This window comes from Collinsella sp. TM05-38, assembly GCF_003466445.1.
Taxonomy (GTDB): Bacteria; Actinomycetota; Coriobacteriia; order Coriobacteriales; family Coriobacteriaceae; genus Collinsella.
Window position 1 is genome coordinate 173,319 of the sequence record NZ_QSPM01000001.1, and the last position, 24,792, is coordinate 198,110.

Consider the following 24,792-nt stretch of genomic DNA (forward strand, 5'->3'; position numbering starts at 1 on the left):
GGCGGTATCATTGGCGCACGTCGCAGGTTTGTATTGTGAGGTGTTTTGCCGTGAGCCGTTCAACCCGTATTGGATTGATTGTCTTGGCGCTTGCGATCGCCGTGGTTGGCGCGGGCGTTGTCGGCATGGCATTGCTACCTGCTGCGGTGACGGAACCGGTGGTTAAGCCTGTGATTCAATCTATCGAACTTCTGACCGGCGACGACAAGCCCGAGACCATTACTGTTGATTTTGATGAGCAACCGGCTGCGCTGGGAATTAGCAATTATCCGCGCATTCAGCTTGGGGCCATGCGCTATACCACGGATACAAGCCTGATCGATAGGGCGTCCGAGCTACTCAAGGGTAAAACCTTCAAGCGTTGGTATGGATATGCGTCCTATCGAGCAAAGGCGAACGACATGGTTGGCGGATACCGCTCGTCCATCGAGTTGGACACCACGAATGGCGCCAAGTTATGTGATGTTTCGTACGATCCGGGCTACGAGGGCAATGAGGGTCCGAGCATCTACATCATGGACGGCGATGTCGCCTATGTCATGGAGGGCGACCAGACCGAGCTCAACGATTTTATGGGCAAGTGTATCCAAGATGCCTATAAACAGACCTGCTTACCCGACCCGCAGACTGCACGCGATAGTGGATCTGCCCGTACATGGCTGTTCGAGGATGAGATGCCCTGGAACGCCGAATCGGGAAGCACGGGTTCGGCGAAAGAGTAGAGAGCGCGACCACCACAAAGGTGTCTGTTCCCTTCGTGGATGGTGATTGCATGCGGGGTACCATGGGAATATTTCATGATTCAACTTTGATGGCGGGAGAGCAATGGCTGGACAACTGACAAAGCGCGCGTTGGAAGATTCTCTTAAGCGACTACTGCTTCAAAAGCCACTGACTAAGATCACCATCGCGGACCTCACTGAGGACTGCGGGGTCAGCCGCATGACGTTCTACTATCACTTTCAGGACATCTACGACCTGGTTGAATGGGCATGTGAGGAAGACGCCGGCCGCGCGCTCGCCAACAACAAGACGGCCGATACCTGGCAGGTGGGCCTGGAAAACATCATGCTCGCGGTGCGCGACAACAAGCCCTTTATCATGAACGTCTATCACTGTGTGAGCGCCGAGCGCATCCAGCGTTTTCTGCAGCCCGTGACATTCGACCTGATCGAAGGCGTGGTCGAAGAGCACGCCGCGGGCAAGAACATCTCACAAGGCGACAAGGACTTTCTGTCCCGCTTTTTCGCACATGCATTTATAGGTGTAATGCTCGACTGGATTGCCGCAGGCATGGCCGAGGACCCGAGCACAGTAGCCGAGCGCGTTTCCAAAATATGCGAAGGCCAGATTGACGCAGCGCTGGCGAGATTTTGACTATTTCACGTTGGAGCGCAAAGCGACCAAGTGCGTCATGCCGGGCCGGGTTTCGGTTTGGGAAGTTAGCGAAGCCCACTTCCCAAACCGAAACCCGGCCCGGCATGACCTTGGGAGACCAAAGCCAAGCAGATTTGTACAATCCGCCCCCGTTGATTAAAAATCGTACAAGGTGACGATCTTGTATCGGCTAGGCTGCGTTGATCAGGGCAAAAGCTTGTTAACGAACTTCGTTAGCAAGGAGGAACCATGTACTATTCAAGTGGAAACTACGAAGCCTTTGCTCGTCCCAAGAAGCCTGCGGGCATCGACCACAAGAGCGCCTACATCATCGGCACCGGCCTGGGCGCGCTTACCGCAGCCTGCTATCTGGTGCGCGATGCGCAAATGCCCGGAAGCCACATCCATATCCTCGAAAAGGACCCCGTTGCGGGCGGCGCCTGCGATGGTGTCGACATCCCCGGCGTGGGCTATGTCATGCGCGGCGGCCGCGAGATGGACAACCACTTTGAGGTCATGTGGGATCTTTTCCGCTCCATTCCCTCGATTGAAGATCCGGACATCTCCGTGCTCGACGAGTACTACTGGCTCAATAAGGAGGATCCCAACTACTCGCTGTGCCGCTCGACTAAGAACCGTGGCCAAGACGGCGGCACCGATGGCAAGTTCGGCCTGTCGGACAAGGCAGCGACCGAGATCATGGATCTGTTCTTTACGCCCGACGAGGAGCTGGCGAACCGTCCCATCACCGATTTCTTTGACGACGAGGTGCTCAACTCGAATTTCTGGATGTACTGGCGCACCATGTTCGCCTTTGAGAACTGGCACTCGGCGCTCGAGATGAAGCTCTATATCCGCCGCTACATCCACCACATCGCGGGTCTGCCCGACTTTAGCGCCCTGCGCTTCACCCGCTACAACCAGTACGAGTCGATGATTCTGCCCATGCAGCGCTATCTCGAGGCGCACGGCGTGCAGTTCCACTTTGACACCAAGGTCGAAAACGTGGTGTTTGAGGTGGGCGGCGGCGAGGGTCCGCGCCGCGCCGTCACTGGCACCGGCCAGGACACGATTCAGCGCATCCAGCAGGCCGCCTTTGCGCGCAACCCCTACAGTACGAGCACCAAGAAGGTCGCGCGTCGCATCACCGTGACGCATGCAGGCGAGATTTCGAACATCGACCTCACTGAGGATGACCTGGTCTTTATCACCAACGGCGGCTGTGTGGAAAACTCGACGATCGGCGCGCAGGATAAGCCCGCCGCATGGGATCCGACGATTCGCCCCGGTGGCGGTTGGGACATGTGGCGTCGTATCGCAGCGCAAGATCCGAGCTTTGGTCATCCCGATAAGTTCTGCGGTGACCCCGAGAAGAGCAACTGGATGAGCGCCACGGTCACCACGCTCGACGGCGAGATTGTGCCCTATATCCAAAAGATCTGCCATCGCGATCCCTTTACCGGGCACGTCGTGACCGGTGGCATTGTGACCTGCGAGGATTCGGGCTGGCTTATGAGCTGGACGATCAACCGCCAACAGCAGTTCCGCGATCAGCCCAAAGACCAGCTTTGCGTGTGGGTGTATGGCCTGTTTACCGACAAGCCCGGCAACTACGTCAAGAAGGCCATGCGCGACTGCACCGGCGAGGAGATTTGCCAGGAATGGCTGTATCACCTGGGCGTTCCCGAGGATAAGATTGTTGAGCTGGCGGCAAATCACGCCAACACCGTGCCCGTCATGATGCCCTACATCACCGCCTTCTTTATGCCGCGTGAAGCAGGCGACCGCCCCGACGTGGTGCCCGATGGCGCCGTGAACTTCGCGTTCCTGGGCCAGTTTGCCGAGACGCCGCGTGACACGATCTTTACGACTGAGTACTCCATGCGCACCGGTATGGAAGCCGTCTACACGCTCTGCGATGTCGACCGCGGCGTACCCGAGGTCTGGGGTTCGGTCTTTGACGTGCGTGACCTCCTTATGAGCAGCGTTAAACTACGCGACGGTGAGCCCATCACCAGCATGAAGCTGCCTATGGTTGAGCGGATTGCTCTCAAAGAAGTGCTCAAGAAGGTCGAGGGAACCGACATCGCCAAACTCCTCAAGGAGTACGGCGCAATCTAGCGCACAAGAACCACCACATTGGGGAACCTTTGTGGTGGTTTCTGTTTGTCTCGATCTGTAACATCTTGGCCGCTAAAAGTGGGCCTGGTGTTACAGATTTAGATTTTCGATTCGGGTGTCTTTTGTTTGTCTCAATCTGTAACAGGTAGAGCTCTATTTGCCGAGTAGATGTTACAGATTGAGACAAACGGGTGCCGCTGGTCATTTCGTCTCGATCTGTAACATCTAGAGCCATAAACAGCCGCTAGATGTTACAGATTGAGATAGTAAGGGGACGAGGCCGTAGCGGGTGAGCGTGCCTGCTCCCTATCTCTCAATCACTCAGAAAATCTTATATATAGTGACTTAGATTTATGTATAAGATCGCGTAAAGCTGGCAACAATACTTCTCGAACAACGTGAAGCCGCCCCGTAGGGCGGCCGCCCCAAGAGAGGTGATTCCATGAGAATCGATAAGCTAGCAATGACGTCGCGCGAGGCGTTACAGACCGCCATGAGCACGGCTGCCGACGCACAGGCCGGCGCGGTGGAGCCGATTCACCTGCTGTCTGCCCTGCTCGGTGCCGGCGAGCGCAATATCTCCGTGATTATCGAGCGCATCGGTGCTGACCCAGCTCAGCTTGCGCGCTCCACCCAGGACGCCATCGACCGCGCGCCCAAGGTTTCGGGCGAAGGCCAGCAGATTGGCCTGTCCAACGAGCTCGTCCGCGTCATCGAAAAGGCCGAGAAGAAGGCCACCAAGATGGGCGACAGCTTTGTGGTGACCGAGCATCTGCTGATGGCACTTGCCGAGGACAAGGGCGAGGCCGGCCGCGTTCTGCGCGACGCCGGCGTGACCAAGGAGCGCATCGAGCAAGTCTACGAGGAGCTGCGCGGCGATGACCGCGTGACGTCTGCCGAGGACAAGACGCAGTTTGAGGCGCTGGAGCAGTACGGTCGCAACATCTGCGACCTTGCCCGCGCCGGCAAGCTCGACCCGGTCATCGGCCGTACCGACGAGATTCGCCGCACCATCCAGGTCCTGTCCCGCCGCACTAAGAACAACCCCGTGCTCATTGGCGAGCCGGGCGTCGGCAAGACGGCCATCGTCGAGGGCATCGCTCAGCGTATCGTGGCCGGCGACGTGCCGAGCACGCTGCGCGACCGCGACCTCATCGAGCTCGACATGAGCGCGCTGGTCGCTGGCGCCAAGTATCGCGGCGAGTTCGAGGACCGCTTGAAGGCCGTGCTCAAGGAAGTGCAAAAATCGGAAGGTAAGGTCATCCTGTTCATCGATGAGCTCCACACCATTGTGGGCGCGGGCGCTACCGAAGGCTCCATGGACGCCGGCAACATCCTCAAGCCGGCGCTCGCCCGTGGCGACCTGCACGCGATCGGCGCGACCACGCTCGACGAGTACCGCAAGTACATCGAGAAGGACGCGGCGCTCGCCCGTCGTTTCCAGACCGTTATGGTGAGCGAGCCTACCGTCGAGGACACCATTTCGATTCTGCGTGGTCTGAAGGAGAAGTACGAGATCTTCCACGGCGTGCACATCACCGATAGCGCGCTCGTGGCCGCCGCCGACCTCTCCGATCGCTACATCGCCGACCGCTTCCTGCCCGACAAGGCCATCGACCTGGTCGATGAGGCCGCAAGCCGCCTGCGCATGGAGCTCGACAGCATGCCGGTCGAGATTGACGCCACCACGCGCCAGCTCACCCAGCTGCAGATCGAGGAGCAGGCGCTCATGAAGGAGACCGACGATGCCTCCAAGGAGCGTCTGGAGGCGCTGCGCCAGGAGATCGCCGAGGTCCAGGAAAAGCTCAACGTGCAGAAGGCCGGCTGGCTCAACCAAAAGAACGCCATCGACCACGTTCAGGAGCTCAAAGGCCAGCTCGATGAGGCCAAGAGCGAGGAGGAACGCGCGACGCGCAACGGCGATCTGGGCCGTGCGTCCGAGCTACGCTACTCCGTGATTCCGGGTCTGCAGCAGCAGATTCAGGATTCCGAGGCCGCGCTCGAGGCGCAAAAGCAGCAGGACGGCGAGGGCCTCAACGAGCAGGTGACCTCCGATGAGATCGCCGAGGTCGTGAGCGCCTGGACCGGCGTGCCCGTGTCCAAGATGATGCAGGGCGAGCTCGACAAGCTCAAGGGCTTGGAGGGTGAGCTGCATAAGCGCGTCATCGGCCAGGACGAGGCCGTCTCCGCCGTCGCCGCAGCTGTGCGCCGCAGCCGCGCGGGCCTCTCCGATCCGGACAAGCCCATCGGCAGCTTCTTCTTCCTGGGCCCCACCGGCGTGGGCAAGACCGAGCTCGCCAAGGCGCTGGCCGAGTGCCTGTTCGATGACGAGCGCGCGCTCGTGCGCATCGACATGTCCGAGTATATGGAGAAGTTCAGCGTCCAGCGTCTGATCGGTGCGCCCCCGGGATACGTGGGTTACGACGAGGGCGGCCAGCTCACCGAGGCCGTGCGCCGTCGTCCATACTCCGTGATCTTGCTCGACGAGATGGAGAAAGCTCACCCGGATGTCTTTAACGTGCTGCTGCAGGTGCTCGACGATGGCCGTCTAACCGATGGCCAGGGTCGCCAAGTGTCCTTCAAGAACACGATTATCATCATGACGAGCAACGTGGGTTCCAAGGCCATCGCCGAGCTTTCGGGTAAGGACGAGGAAGAGATGCGCCATCAGGTCGACGCGGCCATGGCTCAGACCTTCCGCCCCGAGTTCCTCAACCGTATCGACGATATCGTTGTGTTCCATCCGCTCGGTATGGCGCAGATCGAAAAGATCGTCGATATCCAGCTCGCCGATGTCCGCGCACGTCTGGCCAAGGAGCGCATGACGCTTGCCATCACCCCGGCGGCCAAGCAGATGCTTGCCGTGGGCGGCCTGGACCCGGTCTTTGGCGCCCGTCCGCTCAAGCGTCTGGTCCAGCGCGAGGTCGTGGATGCGATCGCAGTCGCTATCATCGACGGCACGGTGCGCGAGGGCGATCAGGTGACGGTCGATGTCGACAAGGACGGCGGCTTTACCGTCGTGTGCGATAACACGCCGTCTGCTACCTACGAGGTGCCCGACGCGCAGTAGGTTTTTGGCGCATGCCTTATAATCTACCTTTTGAGCCGAACGCCAAGGGCGGCGGATCCAATGGGGTCCGCCGCCCTTTTTCGTGCGACAATCGATGATGCTGAACGGATGCGATGCAAGGAGCTATGCAGATGAAAGACGAGATCAAGACAAGCGCGCCGGCGACCGATGCCGCACCCGCCGCACCCAAGCCTGCGCCTAAGCCGGCACCCAAGCCGCGCGACCCCTACATCCGTGCCGAGAACGAGGACGACGACGGCTACGATCCCTACAGCGATCGCCGCCCCGAGCGCGAGCCGATGTTCGAGGCCGACCCCTGGCGTTAAGTAGCTAATTTGGGCGTCGTGGGCTGCTAGTCTTGGACCTTGATGCTCGGCAACAGTAAAACTTGATTCTCCATTAATCAAGTTGCACGTAATCTTGCTCTTTTACTAATCAAGAATCAGTATAATTTTGATTAGCTAGAGAGCAAGATTGGAGAATCATGGCATTCAACGACTTGATCGCCCAGAAAATAAAGGACTTTGAACAGCAGGGGGTTCCACAGGTCTTTGAGCGAGACCTTGATCTGGGAAACCCACAGGAGCCAAAGCGCGACAACATCGTAAATGTGGTTGTGGGGGCCCGCCGTTGTGGAAAGACGTATCGCCTGTATCAGGAGATGCTGCGGCTTCGGGGCCGGGGCGTCGAGCTTGACCGGATGCTTTACTTTAATTTTGAGGACGAGCGCTTGCGCCCGTATGAGCCATCGCTGCTGGCGGACGTGCTCGACACGTTCTATGCGCTGCATCCTGCTGCTCGAACCGAGGGCGCTTACATTTTCTTTGACGAGATCCAGGAAATTCCCGAATGGGGTGCGTTTTTGCGGCGTGTAGTCGATACGGAGAAAGCGACCGTCTATGTGACGGGATCTTCTTCTAAGATGCTGTCCTCAGAACTTAAGAGCGAATTCAGGGGTCGTTCTCTTATACGAGAGCTTTTTCCGTTGAGCTTTTCGGAATACGCTCGATATAAGACGGGGAGCGTTTTCGAGCCAGATGCGACCTTTTCCCCAAGCGATGCAGCGCTGCTTCGACATCATCTGATCGGATATCTTGAACGAGGGGGATTCATCGCGACGCTTGAGCAGACGCCCACAGACGCGATTCAGCTGCTACAGGAATATGCTTCGCGAACGGTCGCTATGGACGTCGTTGAGCGTTACGACGTCAAGAACCCTCGCCTGGCATCGCTGTTCCTAACGCGGTGTATGGCATCTTCGGGACGAGAGCTGTCGGTGAACAAAGTGTACAACGAGTTCAAGAGCAGGCAGATATCCGTCAGTCGTAATTCGCTCAGCGACTTACTTGAGTATTATGAGGATGCCTACCTGCTGTTCTCCGTGCCGGAGTTCACGCGTTCACTGGCAAATAACATGCGGTCTGCGTCTAAGGTCTACGCTGTCGATCCCGCGATGTTTGGAGCATTCTCTCCCGCATCGGCATTGGACCAGGGCCAGAGGCTCGAGACCGCAGTGTTCAACGCGCTAAGAAGAAGGACTCCCGCGGTGAGGATCGGATCGGTCTGCCGCCTGCTGATCAAAGAGAAGAGCAAAAGCCATGAGGTGGACTTTGTGGCTGGGGACGCACTTCTCATGCGGGCTTATAGCCTGATCCAGGTTAGTGTGGAGATGGCAAGTGAGAAAACGCGCGAGCGCGAAATTGCCGCGCTTGATGCCTCGATGGCCCAGTTCGATCTTGGTGAGTCGGCAATCGTTACCATGGATGAGCAGGCCGATATTCCATGCGAGCACGGTGTGGTACACGTTGTTCCCGCATGGAAGTGGCTCCTTGCCTAATCATCTACGGATCTGTGGGGCCAGGACCTCCTGGCCCCTTCATCACGGTTGGGGAGCACCATGATGCGCCCGGCTAGTCCTGGGCCTTGATGCTCGGCAGGAGAATCTGGGCGAGGTAGTCGCACTCGAGTTTGGTCGCGGCGTCGGCCTTGCCGTCTTTGCCGACCAGCACGTTCTTAATCTGGCTGTAGGTGTAGCGGTTGCCGGTCGTGAGCTCGACAAGCTCAATGGCCGTGTCCATGGGGTAGGTCGACACGGGATTCTGCGTCCGCCCGTTGATGGTCTGGGGCACCACATACGGATAGACGGGGCCGCTGGCGTAGACCGTGTAGCCGTTACCAAGGTTTGCCGTGCCCAAAACCGTATCGCCCTCATCGGGCGTAAAGCTCTCGCCGTCGCGCACCGCGACGAGCGTCACGATCGGCGTATCGCTGTCGCCGGCAAGATAGATGCATAGCGTGCTGCCATTCTGCCAAGTCTCGACCTTGCCGTACCACTCAACGGGAATATCGAGCTGATACAGGTTCGTTGCCTTATGCCGAGCATCGGCGTCGCGGGCTGCCTGCGCCTCGCTTGCGCTCACGGCGTTGGCGGCGGCATCACGGCGAGCGGTTGCCGCCTGCTGAAGTATCTTGGCGGCCGCGGCAGAGCTACAACCGCCCTCCTCGGCATATTTGGCGGCGGCATCGATCTGGTCGTCGGTTACCGTGTCGGCCGAAGGCACCTTGAGCTTAAAGGTAGCCTGGGCACTTAAATCCTGTCCATCGCTCTTAACGGTGACCTGCGTCTTGGTGGTCGGGACGGTATAGATGGTGCCGTCGGCCGCGATGGGGGAGGCAGCGATGGAGAGCGTGTAATCGCCGGGCAGCAGTTTGATGCCGCGGCCGTGCTCGTCAACATAGAGCGTTTCGCTCACGGAGGAGCCGTCAGAATCCTGCCCATTCACCTGTACGGGAATCTTGGAGCCAGTGGAACAGTCGAGGCCCGCGGCATGCACGCCAATCTGCACTGACATCATTGTGTGGGCATTGGCGGCGACAGCGGCAACCTGCTCTTGCTGATATCCGTTCCAGGCAGCATAGCCTGCACCGCCGGCGACGAGCGCGACGGCCACAACGCCGGCAACCATTAGGTTGCGGCGCTTGGGCGACATCTTGCGATGACGAACCTCGGCTTCGCGTGCCGAGGGAACGGACGGCAGGGGAATATCGCCCATGGCGATGGTCTCGTCCACGGCTGGTGCGGAACCTAGGCCAGGAAGCTCACGGGTCAGCGAATCCTCGGCCGGCAAGCTGTTGAGCAAGACGGTTTCCTCGCCCGTGTCGGATTCGGGCTGGTTGCCGGCCTCGCATTCGGATTCCTCGTGCCCCGCCTCGTCTTCGGTGGGCGCGGCGCCATCGTCTTCTGCATCCTGATCATCGGACTGCGCCTCGGCTTCCGACTCATCCTGCACATCAATGCCCGAATCGTCAAGCGCAATCTCATCAAGTGAAATCCGGTCTAGGCTCTCCAGGGCCTCGGCACACGCTTCTGCATCTTGGGCCGCATCCTCTTGGCCCATCGTCTCATCTTTCATATATCCCCCAAGCTCAATATCGGGACAACACTGTACCCAAAAACGGGACCCCATAGAGCCGCCGCATGATTTGAAATCCGATTTTATATATGCGCATGTTTTTGAATAGATGAATAGAGACGCAATGACAAAAGCCCCCGGAAAGCGAGTGAAACGCTTTCCGGGGGCTCTGCGAGACATTGGATTAAAAATCTGGCGAGCGGGCCTATGCCCAGGCGCCAACAGCGACCAACATGTTACTCGGCGTGCGCGTAATCGACCTTGGCGCGGCGGGCGGTAGCCTTCTCCCAGTCGCTGGTGCCCTCAAAGACATCCTGCTTGTAGGGATTGCGGCCGAGCTTCTTGGCGCGGTAGGCGATGTAGATAATCGCGGCGATGTTGGCGATCAGCGCGACGACCGAGACCGCGGTGGCGGCGCCTGCGTCGAGCGTGGAGTGGGTCACAAAGATGGACTCCTCCTGGAAGTAGGGGAACACCTGGGCAAACATGCACCAAATAGCCAGCGTAAAGGCGCGGTTCTGAATCCAGCCACCCTTGTTCCAGATAAAGGCGGCGACGGTGGGCGCCAGCAGCAGCGCAAAGCCGCAGAACCAGGAGTGGGTGGGCAGGCAGTTGTAGGTGTAGCAGAAGTTCCAGATATCGTAGGCGATGATGTAGACCCAGGTCATGTCGGGCCACAGCATGTCGGTCTGGTCCTCGGAGGCGTAGACGCTCCACCAGCCGGTCATGCAGAAGATGTTGATGATGCCGGCGATGCCGTTGAACACGTTGTTCCAGCCGGCCAGCTGCGTGGCACCTTCGGAGGTGACCCAGGTGGACTCGCCCAGGACAAAGAAGTGATAGGCGCTCTCAAAGTCGGACACGACGGCGATCATGATGTTGATGGCGACAATCACAAACGGCCATGCGCGGAACCAGTGCGCCTTGCCGATCTTGCCCCACTGGTACTTAATGGCAATGAAGCCCCAGCAGCCGGCGAGCGCTGCGTACACCTTGGCGTAGTGGAACCAGCTGTTCTGGTACACATGAGTGGGGTTGGTGAGCGCCCACTCGGCACCCTGCGAAACGCCGATGGCGATGGCGACGCAGTAGATGGTCATGGCCAGCGGAGCCACGCCAAAGATGATGGCCGCGCCGAGCTTGGTGCGGCGGCCGACCTCGTTGAGCACGATGAGGCCAATAAAGACCATGGCCCAGCCGGCCCAGTGGATAAGGGTATTGCTACCCCAAACATCGAACAGCATGCTGCTCTCCTTTCACACGCCCGCGGCCCCTCTTCTGATCGCGGGCAGTTTGGCCAAATGTCGTCAGTTCTGGGGCTTGCGCTCCGGATACTTGGCGGTATAGCCCTCGATATGGAGTGTCGAGGCGATGATTTCCTTGACCGTCTCGTCGGGCACATCGGGGTGCGTGCGGATATACATCAACAACCCCATGATGAGGGTGTAGAACGTCTCGTAGACATGGTCAATGCGGAGCTCATGATGGGCGACAAAATCCACCACGGTGGTGTCGCAGATGTATTGCGCCACGCGCTGGACCACGTTGTGCAGAAAGCCGCCGTAGAGCGCGCCGCTGCTGGAGGTCAGGGTGCTCGGCAACTCGTGGCCGCTCACGACCAGGCGTTTAAAGAGCGGAGCGACGGTGTCGAGTGCGCCTTCGATGTCGCCAACCGTGCGGCTGGCGTTCCACTGTTCGAGCTCGGCGATAAAGCCGTCGATTGCCTCGTCCATAACGGCGGTGACGGCGGCGTCCATATCGGCAAAGTAGTGGTAGAACAGTGAGCGCGTGCAGCCAGCCCGCTTGGTCACGGCCGATACCGAAAGATGGGACACGCCCAGCTCAGCGCTCACGGCGCTCACGGCGGCGAGAATCTCGCGTCGGCGCTCGTCACCCGTCAGGCGCTTTGCCGTGCTGTCGGACGCGAGGACGGCATCAGCGACAGAGATGTTTGCCGTGTTATCGCTCATACGTTTGCCGCCTTTCATCCGTTTGGGCCCGACCGTTCGCCTAACAGTCTTGATTATTGTTGACGGTTCGTCAATACTGTTTTTGACACAATGTCAACAATAGCGGGTGAACGGCATGGGGGCATGTCGAGCCCGTACAAAGAGGGGCGCCGCGGTCTCGCCGGGCTGTGGCAAGAGAAGGGACGACTATGATTCTCAACGGACCGGGGATTAGCTATACCGAGCCCGATATCGGAGCGGAGTTTGTGCCGCCGCTGCCGGAGCATCCGCGCGAGGCTATCGTCAAACTGTGCGAGCACTGCACCAACCGCCTGTTGCACCGCGACGAGCTGCTGGGCTACGAGTACTGGTCGTTTGCCGAGGCCGCAACCGACGAGCAGGCCGAAGTGCTCTGCAAGATGAAGATGCGCCGTCCCTATACGCTGCCCGAGATGGTCAAGCTCACCGGCATGCCCGAAGCCGATATCGAGAAGATGCTCGACGACATGAGCTACACGGGTCTGCTCGAGTACAACTGGGAAAATCCCGAGCGCGCCAAGCAGTGGGTGCTGCCCATGCTGGTGCCGGGTTCTGCCGAGTTCCTCAACATGCGCATGGGCCAGCTCGAGGAGCATCCGGTCTATGCCAAGTTCTTTGAGCAGGCGTCCAAGGGTCCGCTGTCCCGTGCTACGCCGATGGTGCCGCCCGGAGGCGCCGGCATCGGCATGCACGTGATTCCCGTCGAGAAGGCCATCGACGCCACGAGCACCTCGGTGCCGATTGAGCATATCGAGCACTGGCTCGATAAATACAACGGCAAGTATGCCGCGAGCACCTGCAGCTGCCGCGCGAGCCGTCGCGTGATGGGCGAGGGCTGCGCCGACGATCCGCGCGACTGGTGCATTGCCGTGGGCGATATGGCCGACTACGTGGTCGAGACCGACCGCGGCCACTATGTGACGCGCGAGGAGGTCTACGACATCCTGCGCCAGGCCGAGGACAACGGCTTTGTGCACCAGATCACCAACATCGACGGCGAGAACAAGATCTTCGCCATCTGCAACTGCAACGTTAACGTGTGCTACGCCCTGCGCACCTCGCAGCTGTTCAACACGCCCAACCTGTCGCGCTCTGCCTATGTCGCCAAGGTCGAGAAAGACAAGTGCGTGGCCTGCGGTCGCTGCGTCGAGGTATGCCCGGCCGGGGCCGCCAAGCTCGGCCAGAAGCTCTGCAGCAAAAAGGCGGGCGGACAGGTGCCCGAGTATCCGCGCCAGGAGCTGCCCGATGCCACCAAGTGGGACCACACCAAGTGGTCGCCCAACTACCGCAACGACAACCGCATCGAGACGCATGAGTCCGGCACGGCGCCCTGCAAGACGGCCTGCCCCGCGCATGTCGCTGTTCAGGGCTATCTGAAGCTTGCGGCGCAGGGTCGCTATGACGAGGCGCTGGCGCTCATCAAGCGCGAGAACCCGCTGCCCGCAATCTGCGGCCGCGTGTGCAACCGCCGCTGCGAGGACGCCTGCACCCGTGGCCGCGTGGATGCCGCCGTGGCGATCGACGAGGTCAAGAAGTTTATCGCCCAGCGCGACTTGGATGCCGCGACCCGTTATGTCCCGCCCGTGGTGACGCCGACGCGCGCCGGCGGCTTCGATCAGAAGATCGCCATCATCGGTGCCGGTCCGGCCGGTCTGTCCTGCGCCTTCTATCTGGCCGAGAAGGGCTACAAGCCCGTCGTGTTCGAGAAGAACGAGCGCCCGGGTGGCATGCTCACCTACGGTATTCCCAGCTTTAAGCTGGAGAAGGACGTTATCGAGGCCGAGGTCGAGGTTATTCGCCTGATGGGTGCCGAGTTCCGCTATGGCGTGGAGGTCGGTCGCGATGTGACGCTCGACGAGTTGCGCGAGCAAGGCTTTAAGGCCTTTTATGTGGCCATCGGCTGCCAGGGCGGCCGCCTAGCCGGTATTCCGGGCGAGGACGCCGAGGATGTGACGGTGGCCGTCGACTTTTTGCGCGAGGTCAACAGTGGCAAGATCGACGCACTACTCGGTCGCACCATCGTGGTGGGCGGCGGTAACGTGGCCATCGATGTCGCGCGCAACGCCTGCCGTCTGGGATCCGAGCATGTTGAGATGTTCTGCCTGGAGAGCGAGGCTCAGATGCCCGCCAGCGAGGAGGAGCGTCGCGAAGCCATCGAGGATGGTGCTCACATCAGCTGCGGCTGGGGTCCCAAGGAGGTTCACCTGGACGATGCGGGTCGTGTGTGCGGCATCACCTTCAAGCGCTGCACGCGCGTCTTTGACGACGAGGGCCGTTTTGCGCCCGAGTACGACGAGAACGACCTGCGCCGCGTCGATGCCGACCGCGTCGTCATGTCGATTGGCCAGTCCATTGTGTGGGGCGACCTGCTGGCTGGCTCCAAGGTGGAGCTTGGCCGCGGCCAGGGTGCTCTTGCCGATCCGCAGACGTACCAGACCGCTGAGCCCGACATCTTTGTGGGCGGCGACGTCTACACCGGCCCCAGCTTTGCCATCGACGCCATCGCCGCCGGTCACGAGGCCGCTGTGTCCATCCATCGCTTTGTGCAGCCGGGCTCCACGCTCACCATCGGCCGCAACCAGCGCCGCTACACCGCGCTCGACCGCGACGATGTTGTGATTGAGAGCTATGACAACGCGAGCCGCGAGGTGGCACGTGTCGACCGCGAGCGCGAGAAGGCTGCGCCCTTTAGCGAGTACGTCGAGACCTTTACCGAGGAGCAGGTGCGCGCCGAGACCGCTCGCTGCCTGGGCTGCGGTGCCTCGATCGTCGACCCCAATAAGTGCATCGGCTGTGGTCTGTGCACCACCAAGTGCGCGTTCGATGCCATCCATCTGGATCGCGACCGCCCCGAGTGCTCCACGATGGTCAAATACGAGCAAAAGCTCCCCAGCCTCGGCAAGTACGCTTTGAAACGCGCGATCAAGATTAAATTTGGGAAGAAGTAAAAGAAACTAACAAGTTAGTGAGCGGCGCGGAGCGTCGCTCACTGACGTTTAGTTGACATTGCATCAACCGTTGTTGAAAGGTTTCTACCTTGCACGAATTGGGAATCGTTTATCACATCATTCGCGATGTCGAGAATGTGGCGCGCGCCAATGGTGTGAGTCGCGTTTCGAGCGTGACGCTGCTCCTGGGCGAGGTCTCGGGCGTCGTTCCCGATCTGCTGCTTGACGCTTGGCGTTGGGCGGCAGATAAAAAGCCCATCGCGCAGGGCGCGGAGCTTATCGTGGAGCCCGTCGAGGCCGTGACGCATTGCGACGCGTGCGGCTGCGACTACGCGACGGTCGAGCACGGCAAGACCTGCCCCCATTGCGGTAGCGGCGAGACCTATCTGCTGCAGGGCCAGGAGGTCATGATCAAGCAGATCGAGACCCCCGACGAGGACCCAACAGACGCTGCCCCCGACGGCCTCTCCGATGCCCCCGATGCCGTCGACGCCGCCAACCCCCTTCACATCGCCTAACTTAGTCGTTGGGGACGTTCTTAAACGACTAGTCATTAAAGAACGTCCCCAACGACTACTTTGCTAAAGCATATTTCTTACCATTAGTCAAGCACCATCTGTTTAAACGAAATGGCCTCAACCCGAGCACATTTGTGTCTGTTTAAAACCGGCAATAATGAACAGCGTGCTCAATTCGGTCATGTAAATAGATCAGCTATCAATCCTCAGCAGCAAATCAGTCAAAATACTGGAATGTAATCAGCTTGTAACAAAACAAGACGTTTAAACAAATAATGCTAGCTTTTGCAGTTTTTCATATAATTCTGCTGTATTTGCAGCTATACTCTTTTTTGTCGTGTAGGAATTACGTAGACAAAAAGGAGGTTATGTGATGGTAAGTATTGTTCTTGCTAGCCATGGTGACTTGGCGGCTGGAATCAAGCAGACGGGCTCGATGGTCTTTGGCGATCAGCCGTCTGTAGCCGTGGTCTCGCTCGAGCCGAGCATGGGCCCCGACGACTTCCGCGCCAAGGTCGAGGAGGCAATCGCTTCCTTCGAGGACCAGGAGCAGGTGCTCTTCCTCGTCGATCTGTGGGGCGGCACGCCCTTCAACCAGATCAGCGGGCTCATCGAGGGCCACGATTCCTGGGCTATCGTCACCGGTGTCAACCTGCCTATGCTCATCGAGGCATATTCGCAGCGCTTTGACGCAAAGAACACTGCACATGCGATCGCAAAACATCTCGTGACTGAGGCTAAGGCCGGCGTGCGCGTCAAGCCCGAGTCTCTGGAGCCCGAGGAGAAGAAGCCGGCTGCGGCCGCTGCTGCTCCTGCAGGCGCCATCCCTCCGGGAACGGTCATCGGCGACGGGCACATCAAGATCGCCCACGTCCGTATCGACACCCGTCTGCTTCATGGTCAGGTGGCCACCACGTGGACCAAGCAGATCAACCCCAACCGCATCATCGTGGTTTCCGACGGCGTTGCTCACGACGAGCTCCGAAAGACCATGATCGAGCAGGCTGCCCCTCCGGGAGTCCATGCCAACGTCGTGCCCATTAAGAAGATGGCCGAGGTCGTCAAGGACACGCGCTTTGGTGACACCAAGGCCATGCTGCTCTTTGAGAACCCGCAGGATCTGCTCAAGGCCATCGAGGCCGGCGTCGATATCAAGGAAGTCAACATCGGTTCCATGGCTCACTCCAAGGGCAAGGTCGTCGTCACCAACGCTGTCGCTATGGGCGATGACGATGTCAAGACCATCGAGGCTCTCAAGGCCAAGGGCGTCAAGTTCGAGGTCCGCAAGGTTCCTTCGGATTCCTCCGAGGATCTCGACGCCATGTTGAAGAAAGCTAAGGCCGAACTGGCCGCTCAAGCATAGTAAAGGAGGGTCCGATACATGTCCGCGCTTACTATTGTTCTAATCGCGATTATCGCGCTGCTTGCCGGTATGGAAGGCGTTCTGGATCAGTTCCAGTTCCATCAGCCGCTCGTTGCGTGCACGCTTATCGGTCTCGTAACCGGTCACCTTCAGGAGGGTATCCTCCTGGGCGGTTCGCTTCAGATGATGGCCCTTGGTTGGGCTAACGTCGGCGCCGCCGTCGCACCTGACGCCGCCCTGGCTTCTGTCGCATCTGCCATCATCATGACACTTGCCCTCAACGGCGGTGTTACTGATTCCGGCAAGGCCGTTACCGCCGCCATCGCCGTCGCCGTGCCTCTGTCCGTCGCCGGCCTGTTCCTGACTATGATCTGCCGTACCCTGGCCACCGCTATGGTCCACGGCATGGACGCCTGCGCCGAGAAGGGCGACTTCGCCGGTATCGAGCGTTGGCAGTACGCTGGCATCCTCATGCAGGGTGTTCGTATCGCCATCCCGGCAGTGCTTTTGTGCATCATCCCGGCCGAGGCCGTTACCAACGCGCTTAACGCTATGCCCGACTGGCTGTCCGGCGGCATGGCTGTCGGCGGCGGCATGGTCGCTTCCGTCGGTTACGCCATGGTCATCAACATGATGGCCACCAAGGAGACCTGGCCGTTCTTCATCCTCGGCTTCGTCCTGGCTGCCATCCCTCAGCTTACGCTGATCGCCCTGGGCCTCATCGGCATCTCCCTCGCCCTCATCTACCTTGGCCTTAAGGACCTGGCCAAGCAGGGTGGCGGCATGGGCGGTGGCTCCGGCGACCCGCTCGGCGACATTTTGAATGACTACGAGTAGGAAGGGAGTGATACATATGGCAGAGAACAAGATTCAGCTTTCTAAGTCCGATCGTCAGAAGGTTTGCTTCCGTCATCAGTTCCTTCAGGGTTCGTGGAACTACGAGCGTATGCAGAACGGTGGCTGGTGCTACTCGATGATCCCTGCGATCAAGAAGCTCTACACCAGCAAGGACGACCAGATTGCCGCGCTTAAGCGCCATCTGGAGTTCTATAACACTCACCCCTATGTTTCCGCCCCCGTCATTGGCGTTACCCTCGCCCTCGAGGAGGAGCGCGCCAACGGTGCTCCGATCGACGACGTCGCCATCCAGGGCGTCAAGGTCGGTATGATGGGCCCGCTCGCCGGCGTCGGCGACCCCGCCTTCTGGTTCACCCTTCGCCCGATTCTGGGCGCTCTGGGCGCTTCCCTGGCCCTGTCCGGCAGCATCGCCGGTCCGCTGCTGTTCTTCTTCGCGTGGAACATCATTCGTTACGCCTTCCTGTGGTACACGCAGGAGTTTGGCTACAAGGTCGGCTCTTCCATCGCCAAGGATCTCTCCGGCGGTCTGATGGGCAAGGTCACCGAGGGTGCTTCCATCCTGGGTATGTTCATCATCGGCGCCCTGGTCGAGCGCTGGGTGTCCATCTCCTTCACCCCGGTCGTCTCCAAGGTCACGCAGTCTGCTGGCGCCTTTATCGACTGGGCTAACCTGCCCTCCGGTTCTGAGGGTGTCAAGGAAGCACTGACGATGTATAACTCCATCGGTGCTAACGCCCTTGATCAGGTGAAGGTCACCACGCTTCAGGCTAACCTCGATCAGCTCATCCCCGGCCTTGCTGCCGTGTGCCTGACCCTTTTTGTCTGCAAGCTCCTCAAGAAGAAGGTCAGCCCGATCATCATCATCCTGGCTCTCTTCGCCGTCGGCATCATCGGTCGCGTCTGCGGCTTCATGTAAGCACGCTTCGGCTTAAGACCGAGAGTTGCTAGGCAAGGGCTTTTAAGCCATTGAAACGGACCGCACCCGGTGGGTACACTGGATGCGGTCCGATTGTTTTATTTGGAGGGCGAGGCGCGCATGGCGCAATCTCAGAACAGCACGGTCGATCTGGCAACGCCGGCAACCTGCCTGATGGGTCTTACCAGTCACGGTAACGTAATGGTGGGCAATAAGGCGTTTGAGTACTATAACGAGCGCAATCCCGAGGACTTTATTCAGATCCCGTGGGACGAGATCGACTATATCGCCGCCGAGGTTTTGCGCGGCACCAAGAAGATCACGCGTTTTGCGATCTTTACCAAAGAGAACGGCCACTTTACGTTTTCGACGCGCAATGACAAGGAAACGCTACGCGCGGTGCGTAAGTACATTGACGAGGACAAGCTCGTTCGTTCGCCCGATTTTATCGACGTGACCGCTAAAGGCGCCAAGAGCATCCCCTCCGTCATCAAAAACCTCTTCCACAAAGGCAACTAGTCGCTGGGTAGTCGTCTGCGACGTTCTTAAACGACTAGTCATTAAAGAACGTCGCAGATGACTATCTCGAAGAGCGGCTATGCGCTGCATGGTAGTGGCGCAAATCTGCTACACTAGTACAACATGCCTCCGTAGCTCAGGGGATAGAGCACCGCTCTCCTAAAGCGGGTGTCGACGGTTCGAATCCGCCCGGGGGCACCAGAGGAATATCGAGCCCGGTACCGCAGCGGTGCCGGGCTCTTCTGGTCTAAGGGCAGGATTCGGACCGTCGACACCCGCGTCACCAATTTCCCGGCGGGGGGAGTTTTCGAATCCGCCCGGGGGCACCAGAGGAATATCGAGCCCGGTACCGCAGCGGTGCCGGGCTCTTCTGGTCTAAGGGCAGGATTCGGACCGTCGACACCCGCGTCACCAATTTCCCGGCGGGGGGAGTTTTCGAATCCGCCCGGGGGCACCAGAGGAATATCGAGCCCGGTACCGCAGCGGTGCCGGGCTCTTCTGGTCTAAGGGCAGGATTCGGACCGTCGACACCCGCGTCACCAATTTCCCGGCGGGGGGAGTTTTCGAATCCGCCCGGGGGCACCAGAGGAATATCGAGCCCGGTACCGCAGCGGTGCCGGGCTCTTCTGGTTCAATGCCATGTCAAAAATGAAGCGCCCGCTTGCTGGGGGAGCAAGCGGGCGCCTGTGAGCGAATATGTTTGCGGCGAGAGCCGTAATGAGCGGTTGGGTGGCGACTAGTTGGTCGTACCGGAATCGTCGCCCGTGCTCGTGCCCGAACCCGAGCCCGAGCCAGAAAGTGCAACCGTCAGCGTAATCGTGCTGTCGGTGGACTGCTTGCCGGTGGGGGAGACGCCCGTAACGGTGGCATCCTCGTTACCGCTCACGGGATTGCCGTTCTGGTCACAGAAGCCAATGTTATAGAAACCGGCGTTGTTGAGCGCGGTGACGGCGGCAGAGATGCTCTTGCCGTACAGGTTGCCCGGAACGCTGGCCTTGCCGGACTTCTTGGCAATGACGACGGTAATCGTGGCACCGGGCTTCTGCTTGCCGCTGGGGTTCCAGCTGATCACGGTGCCCTCGGTAACCGAGTCGTTCTCCTGGTAGCTCACGTCGACGCCAAAGCCTGCCATATCGAGGGCGTTTCGCGCCTGGGCCTCGGTCATGTCGGTCAGGTCGGGGACGGACGTGGTATCCGGGCCGCTCGAGACCTTGTACGAGATGGTCGTGCCCTTCTCGACTTCCTTACCGGCTTCGGTGACCTGCTCAAAGACCTGGCCCTCATCGGCCTCGTTGGCCTCCTCGGTGGCGTTGCCCTTTAGGCCAACGCTTGCCAGTGCCGCCTCTGCCTGGTCCTTGGTTAGACCGACAAGCTGGGGAACCTCAACCTTCTCGGAGGGCTTGGGGCCCTTGGAGATCACCAGGTTCACCTTGGTGCCTTTGGGCTTCTTGGTGTTGCCGTTGGGGGTCTGCTCGGCAACCTTGCCCTCGTCGACATCGTCGTTATAGCTCTGGTCGATGGTGCCGACCTCAAGGCCTTCCTCCTTGATCAGCTCGACGGCAGTCTGCTGGTCCTTGCCCAGCACGTCGGGCACGGTGACCTGTTCGTCGCCAAAGAGTCCTGTGGCAAAGGCCACCACGATGCCGATGACGGCAACAGCTGCCACCACGGCGGCGATGATCTTGTTTTTGTTGGACTTGGGCTTTTCGACCTCGTAGGAGCCGGTGGAGCCCGAAACCGAGCTACGGGCGGTATTCTGGCCGCTCACGCCCGAGACGGGACGCACCATGGCGCGCGTCTGATCGGAAAGCTCGCGAGTCTTGGTGGCGCCCAGCTCACCGGGGGCACCGATGATGCGCGTGGGCTCCGAGATGTTGACGGCACGACCGGACAGGTAGCTGTTGAGCACCTGACGCAGCTCGTCGGCGGTCTGGAAGCGGTTTGCCGGGTCCTTCTCCATGCACTTAAGGATGATGCGCTCAAGGTCGGCATCGACACCGGAGTTGATCTGGCTCGGCGGAATAGGCAGCTCGTTGACCTGCTTGAGTGCGACCGAGATAGCGTCGTCACCGTCAAAGGGAACGCGGCCGGTGGCGCACTCATACATCACGACGCCCAGCGAGTAGATATCCGAGGTGGGGCCGAGGTCCTGACCGCGGGTCTGCTCGGGGCTGACGTAGTGGGCGGTTCCCAGCACGTTGTTGTCTTGCGTGAGGTGGCTGTTCTTGGCGCGCGCGATGCCAAAGTCCATGACCTTGATGTTGCCGTCGGGCAGCACCATGATGTTCTGCGGCTTGATGTCGCGGTGGATGATCTCGTGCTTGTGGGCGACCGAGAGTGCAGAGCTGATCTGCGATCCGATCTGGGCGACCTTCTTGGGGTCGAGGGCACCGTGGCTCTTGATTCCGCTCTTAAGGTCGGTACCGCGCAGGTACTCCATGACGATGTAATAGGTGTCGCCGTCCTTGCCCCAATCGTAGACGCCAACGATATAGGGGGAGGAGAGACCGGCTGCTGCCTGGGCCTCCTGCTTAAAGCGTGCGGCGAAGGTTGCGTCGCCAGCATACTGTGGCAGCATGATCTTGACGGCTACCGTGCGGTCGAGGACCTGGTCCTGTGCACGGTAGACGGTCGCCATACCGCCTGTCCCCACCTTATCCTTGAGGAGGTATCTTCCCCCGAGGACCCTCTGTTCCATTCCTGCTCCTAACATAACTATTCGCTCAACGATGTGTGTAGTACCTACGATGTGGCCGCTGGGGCCGTGTGGCGCGTTGCCGCTAACTCTTCGGCCGCGGCGCGCCTCGGGTGTCCGATTCGATCATGGGCATCACGCTCCCTGTGCGGCGAGCGCCGCGGTCAGGACGATGCCGGCAATCTTGGCCGCCTTGACGTCGTGTTTGTCGTAATCCTCCAAGGCCACCGAGATGGCGACCGTGGGTGAATCGTAAGGTGCAAAGCCAACGAACATCGAGTTGACGTTGGTGCCGCCGATCTCTGCCGAACCGGTCTTGCCGGCAACCTTGACGCCGGGGACCTGGGCATCGGCGCCGGTACCGGACTGGACGACGGCGAGCATGGCCTGCTTGACCTGGTCGGCCGTGGCAGAGCTGACAGCCTGGCCCAGCGAGCGGGACTGCGTGGTCTTAACCACGGTTCCGTCTGGGGCGAGTACCTGGGCTACAAAGTACGGGTCCATGACCACGCCACTGTTAGCGATGGCGGCGGCAATCACGGCGTTTTGCATGACGGTGGTCTGCGGGCCGGGCGTGTGGTCCATGCCGACAGGCTGGCCGGCGCCGGCCCAGGCGGTCTCCCACTCGGTCATGAGCGACGGGTCGGCCATGATGGAGGCCGTGGAGGTCAGGTCCTGGCCGAGCTCTTGGCCGTAGCCAAAGGCGTTGGTAAACTGCACGAGCGTGTTTGCACCAACTTCGTTTGCCACCTGGCCAAAGACGACGTTGGAGGACACGGCAAAGGCCTGCTGCAGGCTGATGGTGCCGTAGCTCTCGTTGGCATAGTTGATGACCGGTGCGTTGCCGATGTCCATGGAGCCGGGCGCCTGGTAGGTGCTGGTAAGGCTGGCGGTACCGGTCTCGAGTGCTGCGGAAAGCGTAACGACCTTAAACGTGGAGCCCGGCGTGTACAGCGCGTCCATGGCGCGATTGTACATGGAGCCGTCCTCGCCGCCGCCCGCCTGCAGCAGGGCGTCGATGTTGGTGTTGTCGTAGGTGGGCGAGCTGGCACATGCGAGTACCGCGCCGGTACGCGGGTCGATGACCACTACAGCGCCCTTAAAGCCCTTGAGTGCCTGCTCGGCAGCTGTCTGGATACGCGAGTCGATGGTGAGCTTGGCGGTGTTGCCCGGCTGGGTCTGGCCCGCGAGCGACGCGATGGCGTTGTTCCAGCTGGAGTAATCCTTGGAGCCGGTGAGCGTGTCGTTCATGACACTCTCGATGGCGGTGGTGCCAAACTGCTGGCTCACGTAGCCAACCACGTGCGCTGCCAGGTTGCCGTTGGGGTAGGAGCGTACGTAGGTGCCGTCCTCCTGCTGCAGCGACTCGGCCAGCGTCACGCCGTCGGACGTGATGATGGAGCCGCGCTGGATGTACTTGGAGCGGGCGATGGTGTGGTTGTTGGTCGGCATATCCTGATAGTCCTTGGCCTTGATGACCTGGACATAGGTGAGGTTGCCGATAAGGATGGCAAACAGCGCCGTAAAGGCTAGCACCGCACGGGTTAGACGGTTGGCGAGCGCAACGCGGCCGAGCACACCGGATTCAGGCGTGTCGAGCAGGCGACGACGCATGCGCGAGCCGACGGAATGGCTGCCACTGCCGTAGGAAGACGAGGTGGCAAAGCGCGTGCCCGTCGGGGCGGCGGCAGATGCGACCTGATCATCGGTGATGGCGGCCATGGTGCCGGTGCCGGTAAGCTCTGCCTCGCGTCCGGTTGCCTCGTCACCGGCGCGCAGCAGAAGCGCGACGATGATAAAGCTCGCCAGCAGCGAGGAGCCGCCCTGGCTCATAAAAGGCAGGGTGACGCCGGTCAGCGGGATCAGGCGGGTTACGCCGCCAACGATCAAGAAGGCCTGGAAGCTGATGGCGGCCGTAAGGCCCGTGGCACTAAAGGCTGCGAGGTCGGATTTAGCGCGGGCAGCCGTGGTGAGGCCACGCACGGCAAAGAGCATAAACAGGATGAGCACGGCGCCGCCGCCCAAAAGGCCCATCTCCTCGCCGATAGCCGAGAAGATAAAGTCGGACTCGACGACGGGGATGTTGTTGGCCATGCCGTTGCCGATGCCAACACCGACCAGACCGCCATCGGCAAGCGAGAAGAGCGACTGGACGATCTGGTAGCCCTGGCCCTGGGCGTCCTTAAAAGGATCGACCCAAACCTGGAAACGTACCTGAACGTGAGACAGGAACTTGTAGGCGCCCACGGCTCCAACGGCTAAAAGCGCAAGGCCGATAACGACATACGAAAAGCGCCCTGTGGCAACGTAGAGCATCAGCAAGAAGATGGTGTAGAACAGCACGGCCGAACCCAGGTCGCGTTCGAAGACGACGACGAGCAGGCACACACCCCACACGGCAAACAGCGGCAGCAGCAGTCGCAGGCGAGGGATCTTAAAGCCCAGGATCTTGCGGTTGGAGATGGAGAGCAGCTCGCGGTTCTCGGCCAAGTAGCCGGCCAGGAACAGCACGATAAAGACCTTGGCGAACTCGCCGGGCTGGATGGTAAAGCCCGCGATGCGAATCCACAGCTTGGAGCCCGAGATCGTGGTGCCGATAAAGATGGGCAGCATCAGCAGAATGATGCCGATAATGCCAAAGGTGTACTTGTAGCGCATGACCACGTCGAGGTTTTTGACCAGTGCAAGCGTTCCCACCATGAGCGCCACCGAGACAAACAGGATGATGAGCTGTGAGATGGCGAGAGCGGGGGCGAGGCGTGTCACGAACGTGATGCCGATGCCCGAAAGTATAAATACGATGGGCAGGATGGCGGGGTCGGCGCCAGGCGCCAAGATGCGCACGGCGATATGTGCTGCGGCGAAGGCGGCGAAGAGGCCGATCGGTACGGCGAGCGTCTCAAAGGAGATGGCAGCGCCCGCGGTGAGGACGTACATCGCATACAGCAGGATGACGGGGAACGCCGAGGCGATGAGCAAGAGCAGTTCGGTGTTGCGGCGACTCAT

The 24,792-nt window shown here is 60.1% G+C and carries 17 protein-coding genes and 1 tRNA gene; 13 read left to right on the top strand and 5 right to left on the bottom strand.

Annotation, left to right across the window (positions count from 1 at the left end; genetic code table 11):
* The first annotated feature begins 50 nt into the window (after positions 1 to 50).
* The 6 genes from DXD49_RS00735 to DXD49_RS00760 all read left to right on the top strand — a co-directional run bounded on the left by DXD49_RS00735 (position 51) and on the right by DXD49_RS00760 (position 8,405).
* On the top strand, positions 51 to 722 hold the full coding sequence (locus DXD49_RS00735; RefSeq protein ID WP_147326618.1) for a hypothetical protein: 672 nt from the start codon (positions 51 to 53) through the stop codon (positions 720 to 722).
* Positions 723 to 825: 103 nt separating this feature from the next.
* Positions 826 to 1,377, top strand: coding sequence for a TetR/AcrR family transcriptional regulator (locus DXD49_RS00740; RefSeq protein WP_117735386.1), 552 nt, complete (start codon positions 826 to 828; stop codon positions 1,375 to 1,377).
* A gap of 249 nt (positions 1,378 to 1,626) precedes the next feature.
* Positions 1,627 to 3,498, top strand: coding sequence for an oleate hydratase (locus DXD49_RS00745; RefSeq protein WP_117793943.1), 1,872 nt, complete (start codon positions 1,627 to 1,629; stop codon positions 3,496 to 3,498).
* A 442-nt stretch (positions 3,499 to 3,940) separates the two neighbouring features.
* Positions 3,941 to 6,568, top strand: coding sequence for an ATP-dependent chaperone ClpB (gene clpB / locus DXD49_RS00750; RefSeq protein ID WP_117793944.1), 2,628 nt, complete (start codon positions 3,941 to 3,943; stop codon positions 6,566 to 6,568).
* A gap of 131 nt (positions 6,569 to 6,699) precedes the next feature.
* Positions 6,700 to 6,894, top strand: coding sequence for a hypothetical protein (locus DXD49_RS00755; protein ID WP_229066879.1), 195 nt, complete (start codon positions 6,700 to 6,702; stop codon positions 6,892 to 6,894).
* Positions 6,895 to 7,052: 158 nt separating this feature from the next.
* Positions 7,053 to 8,405 (top strand): ATP-binding protein, encoded by a 1,353-nt coding sequence (locus tag DXD49_RS00760; RefSeq protein WP_117793946.1) that lies wholly within the window; start codon positions 7,053 to 7,055, stop codon positions 8,403 to 8,405.
* A 73-nt stretch (positions 8,406 to 8,478) separates the two neighbouring features.
* Here DXD49_RS00760 and DXD49_RS00765 read toward each other — a convergent pair whose 3' ends face one another.
* From DXD49_RS00765 to DXD49_RS00775, 3 genes are all read right to left on the bottom strand, one after another.
* Positions 8,479 to 9,981: a hypothetical protein gene (locus DXD49_RS00765; RefSeq protein ID WP_117793947.1), complete on the bottom strand. Its 1,503-nt coding sequence runs from the start codon at positions 9,979 to 9,981 to the stop codon at positions 8,479 to 8,481.
* A 236-nt stretch (positions 9,982 to 10,217) separates the two neighbouring features.
* The gene (locus DXD49_RS00770; protein ID WP_117735391.1) at positions 10,218 to 11,225 is read right to left on the bottom strand and encodes a DUF5692 family protein; all 1,008 of its coding nucleotides are present in this window, start codon (positions 11,223 to 11,225) and stop codon (positions 10,218 to 10,220) included.
* Positions 11,226 to 11,288: 63 nt separating this feature from the next.
* Positions 11,289 to 11,951: a TetR/AcrR family transcriptional regulator gene (locus tag DXD49_RS00775; RefSeq protein WP_117735392.1), complete on the bottom strand. Its 663-nt coding sequence runs from the start codon at positions 11,949 to 11,951 to the stop codon at positions 11,289 to 11,291.
* A 188-nt stretch (positions 11,952 to 12,139) separates the two neighbouring features.
* Here DXD49_RS00775 and DXD49_RS00780 point away from each other — a divergent pair, with 188 nt between their 5' ends.
* From DXD49_RS00780 to DXD49_RS00810, 7 genes are all read left to right on the top strand, one after another.
* Complete coding sequence (locus DXD49_RS00780) at positions 12,140 to 14,917, top strand: FAD-dependent oxidoreductase (RefSeq protein WP_199568909.1); 2,778 nt, start codon at positions 12,140 to 12,142, stop codon at positions 14,915 to 14,917.
* Positions 14,918 to 15,006: 89 nt separating this feature from the next.
* Positions 15,007 to 15,435 carry a hydrogenase maturation nickel metallochaperone HypA gene (locus tag DXD49_RS00785; RefSeq protein ID WP_117735393.1) on the top strand — a complete coding sequence of 143 codons (429 nt, stop codon included), beginning with the start codon at positions 15,007 to 15,009 and terminating at the stop codon, positions 15,433 to 15,435.
* A 373-nt stretch (positions 15,436 to 15,808) separates the two neighbouring features.
* On the top strand, positions 15,809 to 16,798 hold the full coding sequence (locus DXD49_RS00790; RefSeq protein ID WP_117735394.1) for a PTS sugar transporter subunit IIB: 990 nt from the start codon (positions 15,809 to 15,811) through the stop codon (positions 16,796 to 16,798).
* An 18-nt stretch (positions 16,799 to 16,816) separates the two neighbouring features.
* Complete coding sequence (locus DXD49_RS00795) at positions 16,817 to 17,635, top strand: PTS mannose/fructose/sorbose transporter subunit IIC (protein WP_117735395.1); 819 nt, start codon at positions 16,817 to 16,819, stop codon at positions 17,633 to 17,635.
* 16 nt (positions 17,636 to 17,651) lie between these two features.
* On the top strand, positions 17,652 to 18,572 hold the full coding sequence (locus DXD49_RS00800; protein ID WP_117735396.1) for a PTS system mannose/fructose/sorbose family transporter subunit IID: 921 nt from the start codon (positions 17,652 to 17,654) through the stop codon (positions 18,570 to 18,572).
* Between the two features lie 120 nt (positions 18,573 to 18,692).
* Entirely contained in the window at positions 18,693 to 19,091 is a 399-nt protein-coding gene (locus DXD49_RS00805; protein WP_117735463.1) for a DUF956 family protein, read from the top strand.
* A gap of 125 nt (positions 19,092 to 19,216) precedes the next feature.
* A tRNA-Arg gene (locus tag DXD49_RS00810) sits at positions 19,217 to 19,292 on the top strand.
* Between the two features lie 535 nt (positions 19,293 to 19,827).
* On the opposite strand, the gene pknB is transcribed toward DXD49_RS00810, so the two are convergent.
* The gene (gene pknB, locus DXD49_RS00815) at positions 19,828 to 21,789 is read right to left on the bottom strand and encodes a Stk1 family PASTA domain-containing Ser/Thr kinase (protein ID WP_117735397.1); all 1,962 of its coding nucleotides are present in this window, start codon (positions 21,787 to 21,789) and stop codon (positions 19,828 to 19,830) included.
* Between the two features lie 132 nt (positions 21,790 to 21,921).
* Entirely contained in the window at positions 21,922 to 24,792 is a 2,871-nt protein-coding gene (locus DXD49_RS00820) for an FtsW/RodA/SpoVE family cell cycle protein (protein ID WP_117735398.1), read from the bottom strand.

What these genes read in the sequence shown, in the direction of transcription:
- DXD49_RS00800 (WP_117735396.1), top strand. Translation starts at nt 17,652, where the DNA reads ATGGCAGAGAACAAGATTCAGCTTTCTAAGTCCGATCGTCAGAAGGTT.
- DXD49_RS00790 (WP_117735394.1), top strand. Translation starts at nt 15,809, where the DNA reads ATGGTAAGTATTGTTCTTGCTAGCCATGGTGACTTGGCGGCTGGAATC.
- clpB (WP_117793944.1), top strand. Translation starts at nt 3,941, where the DNA reads ATGAGAATCGATAAGCTAGCAATGACGTCGCGCGAGGCGTTACAGACC.
- DXD49_RS00760 (WP_117793946.1), top strand. Translation starts at nt 7,053, where the DNA reads ATGGCATTCAACGACTTGATCGCCCAGAAAATAAAGGACTTTGAACAG.
- DXD49_RS00805 (WP_117735463.1), top strand. Translation starts at nt 18,693, where the DNA reads ATGGCGCAATCTCAGAACAGCACGGTCGATCTGGCAACGCCGGCAACC.
- DXD49_RS00765 (WP_117793947.1), bottom strand. Translation starts at nt 9,981, where the DNA reads ATGAAAGATGAGACGATGGGCCAAGAGGATGCGGCCCAAGATGCAGAA.
- DXD49_RS00820 (WP_117735398.1), bottom strand. Translation starts at nt 24,792, where the DNA reads ATGAGTCGCCGCAACACCGAACTGCTCTTGCTCATCGCCTCGGCGTTC.
- DXD49_RS00770 (WP_117735391.1), bottom strand. Translation starts at nt 11,225, where the DNA reads ATGCTGTTCGATGTTTGGGGTAGCAATACCCTTATCCACTGGGCCGGC.
- DXD49_RS00780 (WP_199568909.1), top strand. Translation starts at nt 12,140, where the DNA reads ATGATTCTCAACGGACCGGGGATTAGCTATACCGAGCCCGATATCGGA.
- DXD49_RS00795 (WP_117735395.1), top strand. Translation starts at nt 16,817, where the DNA reads ATGTCCGCGCTTACTATTGTTCTAATCGCGATTATCGCGCTGCTTGCC.
- DXD49_RS00775 (WP_117735392.1), bottom strand. Translation starts at nt 11,951, where the DNA reads ATGAGCGATAACACGGCAAACATCTCTGTCGCTGATGCCGTCCTCGCG.
- DXD49_RS00745 (WP_117793943.1), top strand. Translation starts at nt 1,627, where the DNA reads ATGTACTATTCAAGTGGAAACTACGAAGCCTTTGCTCGTCCCAAGAAG.
- pknB (WP_117735397.1), bottom strand. Translation starts at nt 21,789, where the DNA reads ATGGAACAGAGGGTCCTCGGGGGAAGATACCTCCTCAAGGATAAGGTG.
- DXD49_RS00755 (WP_229066879.1), top strand. Translation starts at nt 6,700, where the DNA reads ATGAAAGACGAGATCAAGACAAGCGCGCCGGCGACCGATGCCGCACCC.
- DXD49_RS00740 (WP_117735386.1), top strand. Translation starts at nt 826, where the DNA reads ATGGCTGGACAACTGACAAAGCGCGCGTTGGAAGATTCTCTTAAGCGA.